The 21,183-nt window shown below is 46.4% G+C and carries 13 protein-coding genes; 8 read left to right on the top strand and 5 right to left on the bottom strand.

Annotation, left to right across the window (positions count from 1 at the left end):
• The 4 genes from KOD92_RS23985 (at window position 1) to KOD92_RS23970 (ending at window position 5,803) form a co-directional block, all read left to right on the top strand.
• Entirely contained in the window at window positions 1–1,107 is a 1,107-nt protein-coding gene (locus tag KOD92_RS23985; RefSeq protein WP_215236155.1) for a FecCD family ABC transporter permease, read from the top strand.
• The gene (locus tag KOD92_RS23980) at window positions 1,104–1,907 is read left to right on the top strand and encodes a heme ABC transporter ATP-binding protein (protein WP_215236154.1); all 804 of its coding nucleotides are present in this window, start codon (window positions 1,104–1,106) and stop codon (window positions 1,905–1,907) included. Before KOD92_RS23985 ends, KOD92_RS23980 begins: the two co-directional genes overlap by 4 nt.
• A 24-nt stretch (window positions 1,908–1,931) precedes the next feature.
• Window positions 1,932–2,981 (top strand): hemin-degrading factor, encoded by a 1,050-nt coding sequence (locus KOD92_RS23975; protein ID WP_215236153.1) that lies wholly within the window; start codon window positions 1,932–1,934, stop codon window positions 2,979–2,981.
• 272 nt (window positions 2,982–3,253) lie between these two features.
• On the top strand, window positions 3,254–5,803 hold the full coding sequence (locus tag KOD92_RS23970) for an adenosylcobalamin-dependent ribonucleoside-diphosphate reductase (protein ID WP_215236152.1): 2,550 nt from the start codon (window positions 3,254–3,256) through the stop codon (window positions 5,801–5,803).
• Window positions 5,804–5,882: 79 nt separating this feature from the next.
• Here the strand turns inward: KOD92_RS23970 and purB are convergent, their stop codons facing one another.
• Window positions 5,883–7,241 (bottom strand): adenylosuccinate lyase, encoded by a 1,359-nt coding sequence (gene purB / locus KOD92_RS23965; protein WP_215236151.1) that lies wholly within the window; start codon window positions 7,239–7,241, stop codon window positions 5,883–5,885.
• Window positions 7,242–7,397: 156 nt separating this feature from the next.
• Here purB and KOD92_RS23960 point away from each other — a divergent pair, with 156 nt between their 5' ends.
• Window positions 7,398–8,138, top strand: coding sequence for an MIP/aquaporin family protein (locus tag KOD92_RS23960; RefSeq protein ID WP_215236150.1), 741 nt, complete (start codon window positions 7,398–7,400; stop codon window positions 8,136–8,138).
• Window positions 8,139–8,141: 3 nt separating this feature from the next.
• Here the strand turns inward: KOD92_RS23960 and KOD92_RS23955 are convergent, their stop codons facing one another.
• A complete protein-coding gene (locus KOD92_RS23955; RefSeq protein WP_215236149.1) occupies window positions 8,142–13,601 on the bottom strand; it encodes an alpha-2-macroglobulin family protein in 5,460 nt (1,819 codons plus the stop codon).
• Between the two features lie 126 nt (window positions 13,602–13,727).
• Window positions 13,728–14,951 carry a 4-hydroxy-3-methylbut-2-enyl diphosphate reductase gene (locus tag KOD92_RS23950; protein WP_215236148.1) on the bottom strand — a complete coding sequence of 408 codons (1,224 nt, stop codon included), beginning with the start codon at window positions 14,949–14,951 and terminating at the stop codon, window positions 13,728–13,730.
• Window positions 14,952–15,130: 179 nt separating this feature from the next.
• On the opposite strand from KOD92_RS23950, the gene KOD92_RS23945 reads away from it, so the two are divergent.
• From KOD92_RS23945 to KOD92_RS23935, 3 genes are all read left to right on the top strand, one after another.
• Window positions 15,131–15,694 (top strand): RNA polymerase sigma factor, encoded by a 564-nt coding sequence (locus tag KOD92_RS23945; protein ID WP_215236147.1) that lies wholly within the window; start codon window positions 15,131–15,133, stop codon window positions 15,692–15,694.
• A 242-nt stretch (window positions 15,695–15,936) separates the two neighbouring features.
• Window positions 15,937–16,545, top strand: coding sequence for a hypothetical protein (locus KOD92_RS23940; RefSeq protein ID WP_215236146.1), 609 nt, complete (start codon window positions 15,937–15,939; stop codon window positions 16,543–16,545).
• Window positions 16,505–17,563 (top strand): hypothetical protein, encoded by a 1,059-nt coding sequence (locus KOD92_RS23935; RefSeq protein ID WP_229254818.1) that lies wholly within the window; start codon window positions 16,505–16,507, stop codon window positions 17,561–17,563. The genes KOD92_RS23940 and KOD92_RS23935 overlap by 41 nt, the downstream gene beginning before the upstream one ends.
• Window positions 17,564–17,569: 6 nt before the next feature.
• Here the strand turns inward: KOD92_RS23935 and bshC are convergent, their stop codons facing one another.
• Window positions 17,570–19,156 carry a bacillithiol biosynthesis cysteine-adding enzyme BshC gene (bshC, locus tag KOD92_RS23930; RefSeq protein ID WP_215236145.1) on the bottom strand — a complete coding sequence of 529 codons (1,587 nt, stop codon included), beginning with the start codon at window positions 19,154–19,156 and terminating at the stop codon, window positions 17,570–17,572.
• Between the two features lie 168 nt (window positions 19,157–19,324).
• On the bottom strand, window positions 19,325–21,151 hold the full coding sequence (locus KOD92_RS23925) for an acyl-CoA dehydrogenase family protein (protein ID WP_215236144.1): 1,827 nt from the start codon (window positions 21,149–21,151) through the stop codon (window positions 19,325–19,327).
• Between the last annotated feature and the right edge of the window lie 32 nt (window positions 21,152–21,183).

Below are 21,183 nucleotides of genomic sequence, written 5' to 3'. Positions count from 1 at the left end.
ATGCTAGCAGAAATCGAAAGAGAACGAGATATTGACAAACCAGCCGTTGAAGATCGGTTGCTCCTGCCGTCTTCTACGGGAAAAATGGCGTGGATACTCGGCTTCATATTGCTGGCTTGCGTTGTTTTCTCCGCCTGCACGGGCGCACTTTCTATTTCTGTAAAAGAATTGACGGAGATAGTAGCATTCAAGTTGGGTTTAATTAGCACAACCAGTGTTGAAGAGCAAAAATCGATCGTTTTCTGGGTGATCCGTTTGCCGAGAGTTTGTCTGGCGGTACTAATAGGCGCCGGCCTGGGTATTGCAGGCGCCTCGCTTCAGGGACTTTTCAGAAATCCTATTGCGGATTCGACATTGATCGGAGTCACTTCGGGAGCGTCGCTTTTCGCAATATTCGTATTAATGCTAAATGTCAAATATTTCGGAATGCTAACTGAGCTGGCCGGTGCTTACAGCATTTCGTTTGTCGCATTTCTGGGTGCGGCATTTACTACGTTTCTGGTTTACCAATTGTCAAAAGTTGCCGGCGAAGGTGGCATTACCACACTCTTACTTTGCGGTATCGCGATCAATGCATTCGTGGGCGCAGTAACTGGCTTAATGACCTATCTGGCTGATGATCAGCAACTCAGAAGCATTACATTTTGGAACCTGGGCAGCCTCGGCGGCGCTACCTGGACTTCCGTTCTGGCAGTCGCGCCATTTGTGGGGATCTCTGTGTTATTTATGCCTTATTTATCAAAAGCATTGAATTTGCTTGTATTGGGCGAAAGCCAGGCGGCTAGTCTGGGGGTAAATATGAAGGCGCTCAAACAGAAAGTGATCATTCTTGCGACGATGGGCGTCGGGGCCTCAGTTGCAGTAGCAGGCACAATCGGCTTCGTAGGTCTGGTTGTTCCGCACATTATACGCACTACATTCGGTCCGAGCCACAAAACGTTACTGGTCGGCTCGGCAATAGGCGGCGCCATCGTACTTACCCTGGCAGATACATTCTCGAGAACTATCGTAGCGCCTTCCGAGCTGCCCATCGGAATCCTTACCGCCCTTTTAGGCACTCCATTCTTCATCTACATTCTTTGGGAACAAAAACGAAAAAGACTATGATGGAGATTACTCAGGTAGGTTTCGAGGTACGGGGCCGCAGACTTTTGAATGGAGTAAGCTTTGAGGTGAAAGCCGGTGAATTCTGGGCGATTGTCGGTGCAAATGGCGCAGGGAAGTCTACGCTGGTCAAGATACTTTCCTCGGAACTCGCGCCCACTTCGGGTTCAGTTGTATTTGACGGGAAGGATCTCAAAAAATACAAGCTCAGGGACCTGGCCAGAAAACGGGCGGTACTCGCGCAACAGAATACGATCACACTGTCATTTACGGTGCAGGAAATTGTACTAATGGGAAGATACCCTTTTTACGATTCAGCGCCTACGCGCCGTGACCTTGCAATCGTTGATATGTGCCTTAAAAAAGTTGGTATCGGCCATTTGAAAACCCGGCTTTACCCTACCCTTTCGGGCGGCGAGCAGCAGCGCGTACAGGTTTCGAGGGCACTGGCGCAAATCTGGGAAGTAGATAATGGCTTACTTCTCCTCGATGAACCTACGACTGGAATGGACCTGCTGCACCAGTTTGAGACGTTTCAGCTAGCGAAAGAAATGACTTCAAAAGATTTCGCGGTGATCGCAGTGATCCACGATCTCAATCAGGCTTTGCAATATGCCGACAAGGTTTTAATGCTCAGAGACGGAGAAAGCTTTGCGATCGGCTTACCGTCAGCGGTTTTGACAGACGAACATATTAAGTCAGTTTTCGGGCTACCGGTCCGGATCCTGCATCCGGAACACGTACAGTTTCCGATCATCGTACCAAATGTTACCCCGGCATTGTCGGGCACTTCACAGTTATAAATATCACTTTTAAAAAACATTACCATGAAATCAACCCTTTCACCAGACAGAACAGAACTCAAAGAACGTTGGGAAGAATTTAAGGTTATTAACCCTAAAACCAGGATACGAGATGCGGCCAAACAACTAAATACAACTGAGGCTGAATTGGTTGCGATCGGTGTTGGTAAAACTGCGACCCTGCTCGACGGTGATTTTCGTGAGTTGATCAAAGAAGTAGGTTCGCTGGGCCACGTGATGGCGCTGACCCGCAATGACCACGTAGTGCACGAGCGGAAAGGTGTTTACGAAAATGTTTCTTTCAATAACCACGTCGGACTTGTTTTGGGCGAGGATATTGATTTGAGGCTGTTTTTGGGTGATTGGAAATTCGGTTTCGCGGTGTCGGAAAACGACCGACATAGTCTGCAATTCTTCAATAGCTTCGGAGAAGCAACGCATAAAATTTACCTGACCGAAAAAAGTAACAAAGCTGCATACGACGCATTAGTCGCCAAGTATACTGCTGCTGATCAGGATGTTAACTTACTTATCAACCCAAAACAAGAAAAAGCACCGGAGCCGGAAACTGCACGGGAAATTGATGTTGCTGCATTCCAGGCCGAGTGGCTGGCGCTGAAAGACACGCACGACTTTTTCACATTGCTGCGCAAATACAAACTCTCCCGGAAACAAGCTTTACGCTACGCTCCAGAGGGATATGCCTACCAGATCACGCCTTCGAGCATGAAGCCCATTTTCGACGCAGTTTCTGAGTCGGGGCTACCAATTATGGTTTTCGTTTCCAACCCAAACTGCATTCAGATCCATACCGGGCCGATCAATAAGATTTTTGTGATGGGCCCGTGGCTCAATATCATGGACCCGGAGTTCAACCTTCATTTGCGGGAAGACGCGATCGACGAAGCCTGGATCGTGCGCAAGCCGACCGAAGACGGTATCGTGACCGGCATTGAACTGATCGATAAAGAAGGTGTGATGTTCAATCAGTTTTTTGGAAAAAGAAAGCCAGGTATTCCCGAACTGAAAGAGTGGCCGGCATTGCTGGAAACTACGGTGACCAGACTGGGTTAAGATATAGTTACAAGAATTTTCTAAGTTAAATTTCGCCATAGTAATTAGGAAAACCGGTTTCATATTGAGCCGGTTTTTTTGTTTGTATAGAATAAAATAATTTACTCTCCAACATATTTTTTTGTAAACTTTCCCGGAAACACAAACTGCTAATTTTCTGTCTATTAGCATATTATAATTAGAATTCTGTAAAGATTTTCTAAATTTTAATGTTGAAGGTTTTTCGAATTTTGTACATTTAACATTCAATCCTGTTAATAAAACATACTCACATGGAAACAATTCAGTCTTCCCAATCTGAGCGAACTTACACGTCCGACGAAGCTTACCAGGCTTCCCTTCAATACTTTAAAGGTGACGATCTTGCTGCCAGAGTTTGGGTAAATAAGTATGCGCTGAAAGACTCTTACGGCGCGATTTACGAAGGTACCCCCGACGATATGCACAGACGGATCGCGAAGGAGATTGCGAGAGTTGAGCAGAAATATGCCAACCCGATGAGCGAGACTGAAATTTTTGACCTGATTAAAGATTTCAAATACATTATCCCGCAAGGCAGCCCGATGACCGGTATTGGCAATCCATACCAGATCGCCTCGCTTTCAAACTGCTTTGTGATCGGAAATAATGGCGCGTCGGATTCGTATGGCGGCATTATGAAGATTGACCAGGAGCAGGTGCAGCTGATGAAAAGAAGGGGCGGCGTCGGTCACGACCTGTCGCATATTCGCCCAAAAGGGTCTCCTGTCAAAAATTCGGCACTTACCTCGACGGGCATTGTACCGTTTATGGAGCGCTTTTCCAACTCTACCCGCGAAGTCGCGCAAGACGGTCGCCGCGGTGCATTGATGCTGTCCGTTGCGATCCGACATCCTGATTCTGAGGACTTTATCGATGCAAAAATGCAGCAGGGCAAAGTTACCGGGGCCAATGTATCTGTGCGTATCGACGACGATTTTATGAAAGCGGTCGAATCGCAGGGTACTTACAAGCAGCAATATCCAATCAAAAGTGCGAATCCAACACATATAAAGGACATCGACGCGACGGTGCTCTGGAAAAAAATAGTACATAATGCGTGGCAATCGGCCGAGCCGGGGATCTTGTTCTGGGATACGATCACGCGTGAATCGGTTCCTGACTGTTACGCTGACCTGGGTTACGAGACCGTTTCCACCAATCCTTGCGGCGAAATTCCTTTATGTCCTTATGATTCCTGCCGGTTACTGGCGATCAATTTATTCTCTTACGTAGAAAACCCATTTACTGCCACTGCGAGCTTCAACTGGACTTTATTTAAAAAACACATTGCTGCAGCCCAGCGTATGATGGACGATATCATCGACCTGGAACTCGAAAAGATCGATACCATTATTCAGAAAATCGACGCCGATCCTGAGAGCGCGGAAGTGAAGCTGGTAGAGAAAAATCTGTGGCTGAACATTCAGAAAAAAGCCGGCGAAGGCAGAAGGACAGGTATTGGCATTACCGCAGAAGGCGATATGCTGGCTGGGCTGGGACTGCGTTACGGCAGTGACGAAGGAAATGATTTTGCAGTTGAAATTCATAAAACGGTTGCATTGGAAGCCTACCGCGGCTCAGTTCACACAGCAAAGGAACGTGGCGCATTTGCGATTTTCGACTCAGAAAGAGAGAAGGATAATCCGTTTATACTCCGCCTGAAAGCCGCTGACGCACAGCTTTACTACGAAATGCTGGAATATGGCCGCCGCAATATCGCCCTATTGACAATCGCTCCCACCGGCACCACGAGCTTAATGTCACAGACTACTTCGGGTATCGAGCCTGTTTTTCTTCCGGTTTATAAAAGGAGAAGAAAGGTGAATCCGAACGACAAGGATGTGCGCGTTGACTTTGTGGATGAAGTAGGCGATTCGTGGGAGGAATATGTCGTTTTTCACCACCGTTTCAGACAGTGGATGGAAGTGAACGGACACGATCTGACGAAAAATTATTCGCAGAAAGAGCTTGATGATCTGGTCAAAAAATCACCCTATTACAAAGCGACCAGCAACGATGTGGATTACCTGAAAAAGGTAAAAATGCAGGGCGCGATCCAGAAATGGGTCGATCACTCGATCAGCGTGACGATCAATATGCCGAATGATGTGACCGAAGAACTGGTCGGCGAATGCTATATGGAAGCGTGGAAGGCTGGCTGTAAGGGAGTTACGGTTTACCGCGACGGATCAAGATCGGGTGTTCTTATTTCAAATGAAGAGAAAAAGGAAACCAAACCGGACGCGCCGACTCCTTTCCCAACTGAAAGACCGCAGACGCTGGAAGCCGATGTAGTTCGTTTCCAGAATAAAAAAGACAAATGGATCGCATTTATCGGAACGATCGACGGCAGACCCTATGAGATTTTCACCGGTTTCGCAGACGATGATGATGGAATCCTGATCCCGCGCTGGGTTAATGATGGTTTTATTATCAAAAACCGGGAAAGTGACGGGACTTCCAGATACGATTTTCAATATAAAAATACGCGCGGATACAAAACCACAATCGAGGGTCTTTCCTATAAATTCAACCCGGAATACTGGAACTACGCAAAGCTGATTTCCAGCACATTACGGCACGGAATGCCTATTGAAAAAGTGGTAGACCTGATCGGAAGTCTGCAACTGGATGAGGCGATCAATACCTGGAAAAACGGCGTGGCGCGTGCATTGAAACGCTATATTCCGGACGGAACCGACGCGGCAAAACAGAAATGTCAGAATTGTAATTCGACAAACCTGCAATATCAGGAAGGCTGCCTGACTTGTAAAGATTGCGGCTCGTCGAAATGTGGATAGGGTTTAGCTATTAGGTTTCAGCTATTAGCGGTTAGCTTCGGATTTATGTAAAAAGCTAACCGCTAATAGCTAACTGCTTTCAAAAAATATGATCTTCTACGATCCCCAGGTAGCTATAAGGAGTCAATCCGCGGAGTTCTTCGCGGATTTTTTCTGATACGTCGAGCGTTTCGATAAACCTCGAAATGGATTCGTGGGTGATCTTTTCGTTGGTACGTGTCAGTTCCTTTAATGCCTCGTAAGGCTTTGGATAACTCTCGCGGCGCAGGATCGTCTGAATCGCTTCTGAAACTACCGCCCAGTTATCTTCCAGGTCAGATTTCAGCATTTCGCCATTCAATTCTACTTTTCCCAGACCTTTAATCAATGAATTCAGGGCGATTGCGACGTGCGCCAGGGGAACACCGATATTTCTCAAAACCGTCGAATCTGTAAGATCGCGCTGCAAACGTGAGATCGGAAGCTTGGCTGCAAAATGTTCAAACAGTGCAGACGCAAGTCCCAGGTTACCTTCCGAGTTTTCAAAATCGATCGGGTTCACTTTGTGCGGCATTGCCGATGAACCTACTTCACCAGCCTTAATTTTTTGTTTGAAATAACCCATGGAAATGTAGGTCCACATATCCCGATTCAAATCTGTCAAAATGGTATTGAGCCTTTTCAAACAGTCAAAAGTAGCGGCGAGGTTATCGTAATGTTCGATCTGGGTCGTGTGCTTACTTCTTTTCAAGCCCAAACCTTCCACGAAATGATTCGCAAACGCCATCCAATCCTGTTTAGGATAAGCCACGTGGTGCGCGTTGAAATTTCCTGTTGCGCCGCCGAACTTAGCCGAAGCCGGAATTTTATCGAGCATTTCAAGCTGCCGCTCCAATCGCTCTACAAAAACCAGAAACTCTTTTCCAACGCGTGTAGGCGAAGCCGGCTGTCCGTGTGTGTATGCGAGCATCGGCACATTTTTCCATTCGATCGACATTCTTTTCAATACAAAAAGAACCTGACGGAAAAGCGGCTTAATCTGGCGTTCCAGCGCATCTTTCAGCGAAAGCGGAATCGCGGTATTGTTGATATCCTGGGAAGTAAGACCGAAGTGGATAAATTCCTGGTAGGTTTCAATGCCCAGCTTTTCGAATTGCTCCTTTATAAAGTACTCAACCGCCTTTACATCGTGGTTGGTAACTTTTTCAATGTCCTTAATATGCAATGCATCCGTCTCGCTGAAATCCTCATAGATCTTGCGCAGCGCGGGGTATTTCTTCTTATCAAATTCTGATAATTGAGGCAGCGGTATCTCGCAGAGGGCGATGAAGTATTCTATTTCAACAAAAACACGGTAATAAATAAGGGCGTATTCGGAGAAATAAGTTGACAACTCTGCTACCTGTTTGTAGTAACGGCCGTCAACCGGAGAAATCGCTGTGAGCTGATTTAAAGACATGATTTTCAATACAAAAATTGATTATCGCGCAAAGTTAGTGGAATTCACGGTCACAAAATGGTAAAACTGACACGAAATATTCTTTTTAGCATTAGGTCGGGAATAATTAAAACTATTCGCATATTCGCCCGCTAAACCTTTATCACCCAATAATCTATGCAGCCTTCGCCATTTCTTGGAGAGTTAATCGGAACTATGGTCCTCATTTTGCTCGGCAACGGAGTGGTCGCCAATGTGGTACTCAAAAAGACCAAAGGCGAAAGCGGCGGCTGGATCGTGATCACCGCCGGCTGGGGATTTGCGGTGATGATCGGGATTTTTACTGCCAATGCATTCGGCAGTGCAGCAGCGCATTTAAATCCGGCTGTGACAATCGGGCTGGCTGTGCTCAGAAACGATTATAGTATGGTGGCCAGCTACCTTCCGGCGCAACTAATTGGCGCGTTTTTAGGAGCAATATTGGTCTGGCTGCAATATTTACCGCATTGGAAAGCAACCGAAGACGGAGGCGCAAAACTTGCCTGTTTTGCAACCGACCCTGCGATCCGCTCAACCGGCGCTAATTTCCTGAGTGAATTCATCGCAACCGTGATATTGATCGTGGGCGTTGTCGCGATCGGCTACGCAGGCACTTCCGATCCCGACAAAGGCGGTATCCCGTCTGGAGTGGCGCCTTATCTGGTTGGAATGCTGGTTTGGAGCATCGGGCTTTCTCTGGGTGGCACCACAGGCTACGCGATCAATCCGGTGCGGGACCTGGGCCCGCGCATTGCACACGCCATTTTACCGATCCCGAACAAAGGCGGATCAGACTGGGGCTACGGCTGGATTCCAGTTGCTGCGCCCATTGCCGGAGCTATTATAGGAGGTTTGATATTACGCTCCTTTTCCTTCTGAAAATCACTCTACTTTTATCTTTCCGCCGCCGGAGTAACTTCTGTATTCTCCCCGGTACATGGCATCTGCCGCAGCCGGGCCTGCTGTAAAATTGCCTTTTGAAACGATTCTGACCTGATAATAGAAAGTTTTAGCCTGTTTTTCGGCGGTTGTGAAATAGTGGATCCTGTCGTCGCGAATATCATAATACTCCGGAACAGCCGCGTTTTTGATCCACGGCATATCGCGCGGCTCGGTGATGCGGGGGTTTTCAATCTCAAAGCCGGCGGGCAGCAGGTCGGTTACTACCACATTTTCAACCGGAAGTCCGTTGGTGCTTGTCAAAGTCAATTTTACAACTACCAGATCATTTCGCCGGAATACCTGCATCGGTGCTCCATCGCGTGTCAGAAACTGCCTGAGAATGCTAAGTCCCTGGTCCTCTTCGGCATAAGTGCCGGTAGCCGACATTCCTTCGGTTTGCGCAAACCAGTACAAATCGCCTTTCCCCTGCGTTTTTACAGCTACTTTTTTACCAGAAATCCCTTTTGAAAATATGACTTCTTTGCCGCTAAATGTGCCCAGTTCTTTACCACCGGCCGAAATCGAGGCAGTAACCGTCGAGCCGGACGTTTTTTTAGCCAATTTCCCAAGTGCCAAGACTGCAAATGCCGCTTCCTGGGTGTTCAGGTAAGCCGCCGATTGGATAGCCTGTGAAAGCTGTCTGCCAAGTGGAGTAATTTGTAAATTCCCCGGATCAGTTTCCAGCAACGTATTCAGTACGAGCGACATATTACGCAGCGGCGACGAATAGCTATCGTCCTGGTATTGCCCCCCGCGGTCCGCTTCATATTTTTTAGGCAAAAGTGAAGCAAAACTTCTGGAATCGCCTGCAAGCTGAAATGCAGCGGCGAGCAGATATTTCGAGTCACTGGTCAGCATTTGCGCATTTTGCTTGTAATAATTCATAGCCGCCCGGTTCGGATTTCCATTCAGCGCCAGCACGTAAAGCGAATAAATAGCCTCCCGCCGCGCGACGAGCTTTCTGGTTTGTGTGCGTTGCCCGGGCTGGTCTTCGTAACCGAGCCCATTTTCGGTACTGGCGATTACTACCTCTTTCGTCGCAGTTGTTCCGGATTTTAATTTCAAATATTCCAGTGCGCGGCTGACTGTCTTCACGTTAACTTCAAAACCCGCTCTCCTTGCTTCTTCCAGAAAATGAACCGCATAAGCCGTCGCCCACCAATCTTCCTGGGTAGCGCCCGGCCACATGCCCATTCCGCCATTATACAGCTGCTGGGATTCTATTTTCCTGATCGCCAGCTGGATATTCGTCATCGGGTTGAGGTCGCTTTCCGCATTTCGCACCGTGTACACCGGTATTGCCATTGCTTTGGTGAGTTCAGAGAAATATATCTGCGGAAATGCTTTGGAGATTGTTTGTTCCAGACAACCATAAGGATATCCCAGCAAAGTTAAAAGCGCCTTTCCACCTCCTTGCACAAGCGGCGAGCGGCTGAAAACGATCTGGCTGCGGCTGGTTGCAGGAATAAAAGAAGTGCTGAGGTCAATAACTCCCTGGTTGTTTGCTGCGATGGTACCCGAAGTACTGGTTTTTAAAAGTGGAGAAGCCGGCCTTACCGACACTTCGGTTTCGTTTATAAATGTTTCCTCAAAAGCGTTGACCTTCACAATCACTTTCGCCACCCCGATCGCCTGCGCAGCTTTCAGCGAAAACGTAACTCTGTTTTCCTTGCCGGCAGCAATAGGTATGGTTTGAGAAGCTTGTCCGCTAGCGGTTACCGGACCTTGCAATTGCAGCGTAACAGAAGCATTTGCCGCATTTTTGCTAGTATTACTGATATTGACCGGCAAAATCAGCTCGTCTCCCGGACTCAGAAAACGGGGTACCGCCGCGCTGATTACGACCGGGTCAGCTACTTTCATATTCTTACTCGCCGAGCCGAATGCATTATCCTTATAAGCCACGGCCATCACGCGCAGGTCGCCGCTGAACTGGGGGATATTAATATCAAAAGTCGCCTCGCCGCTACTGTTCGCAGTCAGGATTTTACTCCAGAATGAAACCAGCTCCGTCCGCCCGTTACTCAGCGGATTAATTCTTCTTTCCAGATCATAACCGTCGCCCCCGAAACTGGACTTTGCATTCAGGCTCAATTCCGGGAAAAGCTGCGCGTATAAATCGTGGCTGGTGACTTCCAGCGCACGTTTTTGATAAAAATGGCCGTAAATATCAGGTGTTTTAAAATTTTTGATCTGCAAAATTCCTTCATCGACAACCGATAATGTCACCTGCGCATTCGGTTTTGTTTTTATTCTGATCTTTTGTTTTGTTTTGGATCTGGACTGTTCTGCAACAGAAATCGTCACCGGCAATTTTCGCTCTGTATCTTCCACTATAATAGGCGCAAATCCGTGCGCTACCGTCAGCGGCATGTCAGAATTGTCCATTTTGCGGATCAGCGTCGCAGTTACAAATACGTTGGGTAAATGCTCTTCCTTGATTTTCAGCGTCAGCTCAGCCGCCTTTTTATCAGTGGTTAAAATCTGATGCTCCAATACATGGTTGCGCTCGATGGTTACCAGCAATCTTCCGTCAAAAGGAGTCTTAAACAGCACTTTTGCCTCGTCGCCGGTTTGGTACGTTTGCTTGTCCGTTTCCATCAAAACCCTGCCTTCATTGCTTACCTCGAAAGACGAATATTGCGTGTTACCGTAACCATAGGCGTAAAATTTGGCCACTGTATAATGCGCCGCACCGGGCCTTTTCACCCGCACTTCGTATTCCCCGGAAACTGTTGGAGCATAGCTGAATGTGCCTTTGCCCGCCGGTAAATTCAATGCTTTTGCGTAAACTACTTTCTCTTTTTTACGGGAAGTATATTGTAGCCGCTCGTATTTCTTCTCTACAACAGTCTGATATTCAATCCTAACCACCTCCACAGAAGAAGTTGCGCCGCCTTGCAGCTGACCTTTGCGGTTCAACCCCACAATTTCTATCGGTACCGGCGCATTTGTACCCACATAAGTGTCGGGCAGGCGGATACCATAAAATACAGGCTGGGTAAATACGTCAAACCGCTGCAACCGGTTGACTGGCCTCCCGTTTTCATCAAAAACCGTCACGTAAATCTTTCCTTCCAGCACTCCGATATCTTTCAATCCGCCACCCAGCACGAAGGTTTCCTTCGCCAGTCCGTTTTCATTGGTGACACCGTGCCGGGTGTCTTTTGCGAAGGGGTCTTCAGACGGAATGTCGAAAACGTACTCAGAAAATGCCCTTGTAAAAAACCTTTTTCGTGTAAGCTCATAATCCATTTCGTAAGTCCTGTTCGCTGCCGGCGGGCCGAAAAGATTGACGGCAGTCGCAGTTAATGACACAGGGTCGCCCGACATATATTCTTTTGCCGCGCCGCTGAGATCGACCTTAATCCGGTCGGGCATAAACTCCTCGACACTGATTGCATGCGAGCCAAGCAGGACGTCATTTGCATTGTATACATCCAGTACATAGGTCCCCGTTAGTGCGGCACGGTCCATTTGCACTTCCGTTTCAACTGCCCCCTGCTCATTGGTTGTCTTCCGCCAGGTCCGGTACTCCCGGCCATTTGGGGTCAACATTTTCATTTTCAGCGGGACTTTGGCGCCAGTTTGCCACGCCTGACTTCTCAGCACGGTATTAAAGTACATCGTTTCCCCCGGTCGATAAATATCCCTTTGTCCATATGTAAAAGCCTGGAAACCGGAGACATTATCACGAGCCCCCTCCACATCAAACCGGGAAGTTTCAACTTTGGTATCATTCAAAACGAGGTAATTGAAATCTTTATCGTTACTCGCAGTAATCATCGCGACTTTAAAACCAGGGCCTTTCTCTTCCAATTTATCGATGTGCGCAACTCCCTTTCCGTCGGTAGAAATGGTGTGAATTACCTGATTATTAGAGCTTATCAATGTGATTTCCAGATCGGAGATTGGCTCGTTGGTTTGGAGTGAGTTGGCAAAAACCCAGATTTCGTCTTTCCCCTGCTTGGCTATTAACCCGATATCGGAGATAGAGATCAGCTTTGTTGCGCTCAAATAAGCTTCATTTGTAGAACGAACGGTGACCAGATAAACGCCCTGCCGCTTGTTTTCATCGGGTAAGGCAATATTGAGTGCTGATAACCCTTTGCTTTTGGGCAGATTTTCCGTGTCGACGGTTTTGAAAACCAGTGCGTCACTCATATTATCTGCTCCTTCGTCGGTGTACTGAAAAGTACTCAACTGCTGCCATTCATCGCCTACATAACCGTATTCATTCCAGCGGTTTTGGCGGAGATAGTTGAGGATATTATTGGAGTATAATTTTGACACACGGATCTGAACTTCGGGTATATTGACAATTTGGACGCCCACATTCCGGGAGCCTTTTCCAGGTAGATAAACCGCTTTTTTGTTGGTAAATGAAATAGCAGGCGGCAATTTTCCGAAAAACAGATCCTTGGAAGTTTCCTCTTCCAGCGCCTGTCCGAGCATACCTCTCAGATTTTTATTGAGCAGTAAAGAATACGTTTCCGTTTCATTGAAATCGACGCGCACGATGAACCCGTTTTGCGTCGGCTCTATTTGGGAAACAGTGTCGGGGTTAATGCTGAAACCTTTGGAAATACTTTCCTTATCCAGCTCCTGCGAAGTGATAATCCGCGCGTAACCCGCATTGTTTTCAAAACCTGTTTGAATATTAACTACCTGTAAATGAAGCGGAGAAGGCAATGATGCGTTGTGCGAAATCTCGACATCGGTATTGAATTTGGTATTCGGTATTTTCAAACCGGCCGCGATGCTCAGCTTCACCGGCGTGTCATTATTATCGGCCTTTCCGGTGTTGGTTATTGCTACGATCACCTGTTTTTCATCGGGAGAAGGAAGTAATTTAAAATCTGCCGACTGATTCGCAACTGTAATTTTTAGCTTTTCAGCTACCTCCTGTGCATTGACAGGATAATTGAATACCAGTTTGAGCCGGGCTTCCTGTCTGCCGCTTTCCTGAGAAATTGTCCACCAGCTTTCAGTCCCGGCTAGTTGCAGAAATGGCGTGTGGAAGTCTAACGGATCTTTGGAAACGTCGTATTTTTTTTCCTTCTCAACTTTTTTAGTGAGCAGATTTGTGAGCTTCGCTTTGTAGGAAGTAGCGGGTTCGAACCCTGCGACGGGAGAGAAAATCAGTTCATTCGGCGCAGTCCATTTAAACTTTCCTTTCACAGCAGGCTCAAACTGAACGTATTGTGTAGAATCCCAGTCGTTCAGGTCACCAAGAGCAACCAGGTCTTTATTGAAAGTAAATACAAGATTTTGAGACAAACTGATCTCATTCTCAAAGTTGGTACCTGCAATCCTGACTTCATTTAAAGTAGAACAACTATTTAATAACCAGCTGAAAAAGAACAGATAAACGAGGGGAAACGGGAAACTTTTTTTCATAATGAGATATAAAAAACGGATGATTTTTGTAGCAAAATCATCCGTCTAATTTAACTTTTATCACCGAATCACCCGGAACATTGAATCCTAAATGATTTAAAGGTCTGAAACTTTATGTAACTGGTATCAAAACGCTTCCATCACTTCTTCTATTGGTTTGGCACCTTCAAAAAATGACAATAACCGGAGCAGAATCGCCTCTACTACCGCGTCGGGGCAGGAAGCGCCGCAAGTCAGCATAATCTTCACAGGCGCTTTTTCAGGAATATAGTTTTCCGAAACGATCTCTTCTTTTAAATGCATATCAAAATGCCTGATCAGCTGTCGATCAAGCAGCTTATTGACCGATTCAATAAAATAAGTAGGTAATTTCTGCTCGCAAAGTTCGACCAAATGTGAAGTATTGGAGCTGTTATAACCTCCCGCGACTATAACCAGATCGGCCTCGCGCGTGAGCAATGCATAAGTCGCATCCTGATTATCATTGGTAGCGTAGCAAAGTGTGTCGCGGGTATTAGCAAAATGCGCCTCTACCTGATCCGGGAGCAGGTTATAGTGCCGGATCATGACGTTTTTCAGGAAATCTGAAATGCCCTGCGTGTCCGACGCCAGCATCGTAGTCTGGTTTACAACCCCAATGCGTTGCAGGTCTCTGGCGGGATTGAAACCGTCCGAGTATTGTCCTTCAAAATCTGTATAAAACTGCTCTGCTGGTCTTGAACCTGTCATATATTCGGCCAGCCGCTCGGCCTGCGCCATATTTTCGACTATCACAGTCGGCGCGTTTTCTTTGCTGTGTGAAAATGTTGCCCTGGTTTCTTCGTGTTTCGGTTTTCCGTGCACCACAATCGTATAATCCTTCTCGCCGATCTGCGCCGCGCGGTTCCAGACTTTTTCTACAAAAGGGCAGGTTGTATCGTACACATAAGAGTTAATGCCAAGTTCAGCCAGTTTTTGCTGATTTTCAACCGTAGTCCCAAAAGCCGGAACGATCACGATATCCTCGGTCGTAAGCGTTTCCCACGCGATCAGCTGATTGCCTTTTGTGTCCATTATAAATTGAACTCCACGATCTACCAGATCCCGGTTCACATCGGGATTATGGATCATTTCGCTTAAAAGAAAAATCCGTTTTCCGGGATTTTCGGCAATCGCTTTGTAGGCAATATCAATCGCATTTTCCACCCCGTAACAAAATCCGAAATGACGGGCGATCAGGAACTGTACCGGGCCAAAATCGAGCAATGTAGGCGAATAGTCCCTTTTCAGCTTGTCATTTTTCCGGCGAAATTCCTTGATCGGGGTGATAATCTGGCTCCGGTAAAAGTCGGGGATATTAAACGTTTTCATTTATGATTTCGGTAGATTGCAGCAAACAGCCAAAGATAACAGAACTCCATCTGCATAAGAACAATCGGCTGTTTATCATTGTTCAAATCCGGATTTTAAAAAAAATTCCAATGCGCCGTGCAACATGCAAGAGGCGCTATTGTCTTTAACACAGAACGTTCAAAAATTAAACCTTCTGCTTGAAAACACAAATATACCCAGACCGGCATGTCGAACTGGTGGAACGCTGTAAACTCGGTGAACGAAAGGCACAATACGAGTTGTACAAGTCGTATTCCAAAGCCATGTTCAACATTTGCATGCGGATATTAAACCATATGGGGGAGGCAGAAGATGCTTTGCAGGAGGCGTTTGTGGATGCATTTACGAATCTGCACCAGTTCAGGCAGCAGGCGACATTCGGTGCCTGGCTGAAACAGATCGTAGTAAATAAAGCGATCAACCATTTACGCAGCCGGAAAGTGAAATGGGTGGAGATCGACGAATTTCAGGAAACCCTGGAACATAGCGACCGAAATGAAGATTCGTTCGGCCTCGACGAAAGCCAGACGACGCTGGAAGTAGAAAGGGTCAGGAATATGGTCCAGAAATTGCCGGACGGTTACCGCGTGGTATTAAGCCTCTATTTATTCGAAGGCTACGACCACGAAGAAATAGGCGAAGTACTCGGAATCAGCGAAACAACCTCGCGAACGCAATATATGCGGGCGAAACGGAAGTTGACGGAGATGTTGGGGGGGTAGTGTGAGGGGCGTTTTGGTCATTGAATGTGTCATTGGTGGTCATTTTTAGTCATTGATTGTCATTGATAGTTTTATACGGTAACAACACGCAACTTTTAATACAATAAATGACTACCAGTGACAATAAATGACTATCAGTGACAACAAATGACTACCAGTGACAACAAGTGACTACCAATGACATTCAACTTAAAAAAAACAGATTTGAAAAAATTATCTACCCATGACACGTTAATGAATCTATGAAAAATTCTTCAGATAAAAAGGATCGATTGGAGCGGTTTGTGAGAGATAACAGGGATGGATTTGATACTTTCTTACCGCAGGATTCTTTATGGAGCCAAATTGAAAGTCAGCTTCACAACGAGATTCCTATCGTTCCGGAAAAATCCAAAAAAAAAATTAGGCGGCTAACTAATCCCTATTTCGACTGGCGCATTGCCGCCGGGGTTTTTCTTGCGCTTGGAATCGGGTTTATGGTGTATTTGAATAACGAATACGGCATTACCCGCGACCCGCGTGTGGCATTGAAAGTGCCTACTTACGCCCGCGAACTCAATCAATACAATGTTGCAATAGATCAGAAGAGGGAGGAGATCATCAAGCTCGCACGGAATAATCCTGAATTGTACAAGGATTTTGCGGCTGATCTTGAAAATCTGGAAGTGAATTACAAAAACCTCAGATCCAACCTCTCCAATGCGCCCAACCAGGAAGCATTACTGGAAGCGATGATCGAGAATCTACAATGGCAGGTTGACCTTCTCAACCAACAATTAGACATTTTGCAACGTATTAATAAAGTCAAAGATGACAGCGAAAAAGAGAATAACAGCGCTCCTGTTATTTAATATAGCACTTATTCTGCCGCACTTACTCAGCGCGGCGCCCACCGATCCCGAACAGGGCGGGCTTATTGAAAAACGTAGGAATATCATCAAGGTTTTTGATGTGAAAAAAAGCGATGTGCTGGTGGTGGACAACCAGTTCGGTCAGGTCAAGATCAACCTGTGGAGCAAGGAAGAGATCAAGGTCGAGATACTGATCACAGCTAATGCAGCTTCCGACGGTCGCGCCTCGCAATATCTTAGTTCTGTGAATATCGACGAAAAGAGGAGTAAGGATCAGATCGCATTAACCACCCAAATCGACCGCGGGCAGTTTGCCAACAATGGTTGGAACAACCGGAAGGGCGAAAAGAATTATGTGCAGATCGACTATACGGTGTATATGCCGAAAGAGAATGCATTGATAGTCCGTAATAAGTTCGGCGACACGGATATTCCTTCCTTCCACGCGCCACTTACTATTGATTCCAAGCATGGAAATTTTGTGGCTAACCTGCTCGAAAACGCTGATAATGTGATCGATGTAAAATACGGCAGCGCCAAAATCGGCAAAATGGACGGTGGTAAATTGGAATTCGAATACTCCAAGCTGAGCCTGGATCACGGCAGGAAGATCCTCTTGACCAATAAGTCAGGCGAGCTGAATATCGGCGATGTATTTAATCTGGACGCTGATATCAACTATTCGGGCGCCAAGATCGGCACCATCAGGGGAACCGGGAAAATAAGACTGAACTATTCGGGTAATTTCAAGATTGACGAGCTGACTAATTCTGCGCAAAATCTTGATATTCAAGCATCTTACTCCTCGGTAGTACTGCCTGCGGAGGGCAACCAGTTCAATGTCACGGTGACTTACGGGAATTTTACCTATCCTACCAGCAACGTCAATTTTTCGGTGCAGCCCGCGAAGGACAACAAATACTATAAAATAAAGCAGTACCAGGGCAAGATAGGTACGGGCTCGGGGACAAAGATTACGATCAATTCGCGTTACGGCGATGTGAGGCTTAAAGAGTAAGCTTTTCTATTCCTCTATAATCACATTGTAACTAAAATCCAGCGGATCGAATGCGTTGAAAAGTTTCTCAATAAATGCCGGGTCGCTCGTATAAAAACTAAGGAGATTATCATACCGTTCCTGGGCGATTCCGTTCGGGAACAGTTTGTTTTTGAGCGCCAGCAACTGCTCGATTTCAGACTGATGATTGCGTTCTTCTGCTCTTACAATCCTCTTTTCCAGATGTTTAAGTGAATGCAACAATCTGGTTTGCTCCGCTTTTACAGCGCCCAGCATAGTCTGGTCCACAGCAACAGCCTTCTCCAATATAGCTTCGAATATCCTGTTAAATTCCTCTTTCTGATCGTCCAGGTCCAGGATATGCGCTGTATTTTTTTCGATAAAAGTTTTGCGTAAAGCGACTTCATCCAAAAACAACTCCTGATAACTGATGTTCAGTTTTTTAACCTTTTTACATTGATGCCCCGTAATGTACAGCGCAAAATTTCTCGGGATCAACATAGGAAAAGGAACCGAGAAATGGTAGAATACGCCTTTCAGTTGCATCCAGTAAGGTACTTCTGAAGGCCCACCAATATACGCGAGATTAGGCAGGATGATCTCTTCGTAAAGCGGCCTTAAGATCACATTTGGACTGAAAATTTCGGGCCTGGTTTCGGCCAGATGCAGAATTTCGGTTTCTGAAAAAGTTAAGTCTGTATTCAGGACTTTGTACACATCACCATCTTTTGTAATGCGCTCCCGCAGGTTTTCGTCGAGGTAAAAAAGATTGATCTCGCGTGCATTCAGCGGCGTATGGTAGCCCAGCGAATTGAGCTTCGCGGTCGTTTCATTTACCAGTTTTCCAGAAATGGAATTGGTAAGTTCTTCTTTGATAACGGGAAGAAAGGAGCGTTTGAGATCCGTGTGATCGGCGTCGAGGGTAACGAGGCCGTATTGCCCGAACAATTCGTGCATATAACATCGTACCGCGTCGGCGAGTGTATTATTTTCAAGATATGCTCTCGCAAAAAGGTCCGGCTTGCCGGGAAGCTGTTTTAATATACTTTCCAGCTCTTTTGGATTCAGCTTGCCTACCGCGCCCTTGTGATCACCGGTCCATTTATGAGTTTCTCCAAATAAATGCACGGATGCAATCTCCTCAAAATCATGATCTTCGGTTGCCATCCAATACACCGGCACAAAGTTGTATTCCGGGTAGGTTTCTTTCAAAGCGCGGGCGAGCTTGATCGTCGTTACGATCTTGTAAATAATGTAAAGCGGCCCCGTGAAGATATTAAGCTGATGCCCCGTGGTAACAGTGAAAGTTTTTTCATCGAGCAACAGCGAAAAATCAGGCAGATCAGCCAGCCCGTTGTATTGACTTTCAAGGGTTTCTACCAGAATCTTTCTCTTTTCAGTCTCAAAAGCGCTCTTGTTTAAAATAGCAGCTTTCGCATTTTCAAGCGTCGGAAAATTGCTGTAAAACTCGGAAAGTGGCGCTTTTTGATCAAGATAATCCAGCAGTAAAGCGGGAAATTGTCCGGTTGTACGCAGATCCACAGTATGCAGAGTCGTGAAAGGTGGCTTTTCAGCAGCTTGTAGAGAATCCAACGTTTTTTTCTTTTGTGTTCATTCGAAACCAAAGATCTAACGTGAAAATCGCGGATTTTGGTTTCCCAAAGTTGCGTATTTTGAAGAAGAATAAAAAACCCGGCAAGCGGTTACAAGAAAGGCCGGATCCATGTAAATCCGGCCTTTTTTTGAACCTTCTATTTTATATCAGAAAGTGTAATTATTCTTGGCAATAAGCTCATCCGCAATGCGGCGGCGGGCATTTTTAAGATTCGACGGTTCAATTTTCGTGAAGCGTTTTAATCCCATTAACATCACATTCAACTCGTCGCTCTCTGCGAAACTGGTGATTGCGGCGCGTCCGGCCGAATTGACTTTTTCTACCGAACGGTTTAGGTATACCAATGCAAGATCCTTTTGCAATGCATTTCGCTCTTCCCCGAGCAGCCCGATACGTTTTTCCACCCGCAGCAAAACAGATTCGGCTACATAAATCTCAATCACCATATCGGCCAGGCTCATGATAATTTCCTGCTCTTCCGAAAGCTTCATCATAAACTTCTGCACCGCAGCCCCGGCGACCATCAATACTGCCTTTTTTAGATTTCTGATTACCTTTTTTTCCTTTGCAAAAAGCGTTTCCTCTTCGTCCGCACCAAAATCAGGAATAGACATAATTTCCTTTCCAACTGCCGCCGCCGGGCCCATCAGGTCAAGTTGACCTTTCATGGCGCGCTTCAAAAGCATATCGACCACGAGCATTCGGTTGATCTCGTTGGTGCCTTCAAAAATCCGGTTAATCCTGCTATCGCGATAGGCTCTGTCCATCGGCGCATCGGCAGAAAAGCCCATTCCGCCGTAAATCTGGACACCTTCATCCACCACAAAATCGAGCACTTCCGAACCGTGCACCTTCATGATCGCGCATTCAATTGCCAGCTCTTCCAAAGCTTTCAACTTTGCTTCGGAATCCGACATTCCTTTTGCCTGAAAAGCTGTTATTAAATCATCAATATTCTGCCCAACCCGGTACGCCGCCGATTCGGTAGCATACATTCCCACAGCCATTTCGGCGATTTTATGTTTAATAGCTCCAAAATTGGCAATTGAAGTACCAAACTGCTTGCGCTCGTTTGCATAATTGATCGCCTGTTCGGCCACTTTTTTTGCACCGCCCAATGCAGCGGCAGCCAGTTTTATCCGACCTATATTCAGGATATTAACCGCGATCTTGAAACCATTACCTCTCTCCGAAAGCATATTCTCAACCGGCACTTCACAATCGTTGAAGAAGATCTGGCGGGTATCAGATCCTTTGATACCCATTTTGTGCTCCGGCTCGTTCATCGTAATGCCGCCCGAAGTTTTATCTATAATGAATGCAGTCAGGTTTTTATCAGTCTGTCCATTCTCTTCGACTTTGGCAAAAACGATGAATACATCCGCGAAGCCGCCATTCGTAATCCACATTTTCTGACCGTTCACAATGTAATGCAGCCCGTCACCGGAAAGTCTCGCTTTAGTTTTGGCTGAATTCGCATCTGATCCTGAATCCGGCTCAGTCAGACAGTAAGCCGCTTTCCACTCGCCGGAAGCCAGCTTTGGAAGGTATTTAGATTTCTGTTCTTCATTTCCATAATACAATATCGGCAGCGTCCCGATTCCGGTGTGTGCAGACAATGCGACCGAAAACGAGTTACCCGCGCCAGTTGCCTCAGCTACCAGCATAGAAGTATTGAAATTCATCCCAAAACCACCATATTCCTCTGGTACCGCGGTTCCCAGCAGGCCAAGTTCACCTGCCTTATCCATGAGGCTGGCGATCAGTTCGGGACTTTTAGCGTGATCAATTTCATCCAGCCGCGGCCAGATCTCTTTGGCAAGAAACTCGCGACAAGTAGCGGCAATCATCTGCTGCTCCTCGTTAAACTCTTCTGGGATAAATATTTGCGAAGCCTGGGTTTCTTTAATCAAAAACTCTCCTCCGCGGATAGAGCTTCGCTCGAATATTTTATTCGCTTCTGCAACGGCCATATCAATGATTATTATAGAACGATGTGAAATAT

The sequence above is a fragment of the Dyadobacter linearis genome (assembly GCF_907165045.1).
GTDB lineage: Bacteria > Bacteroidota > Bacteroidia > Cytophagales > Spirosomataceae > Dyadobacter > Dyadobacter linearis.
This window is presented reverse-complemented; position numbering and strand designations above follow the sequence as displayed.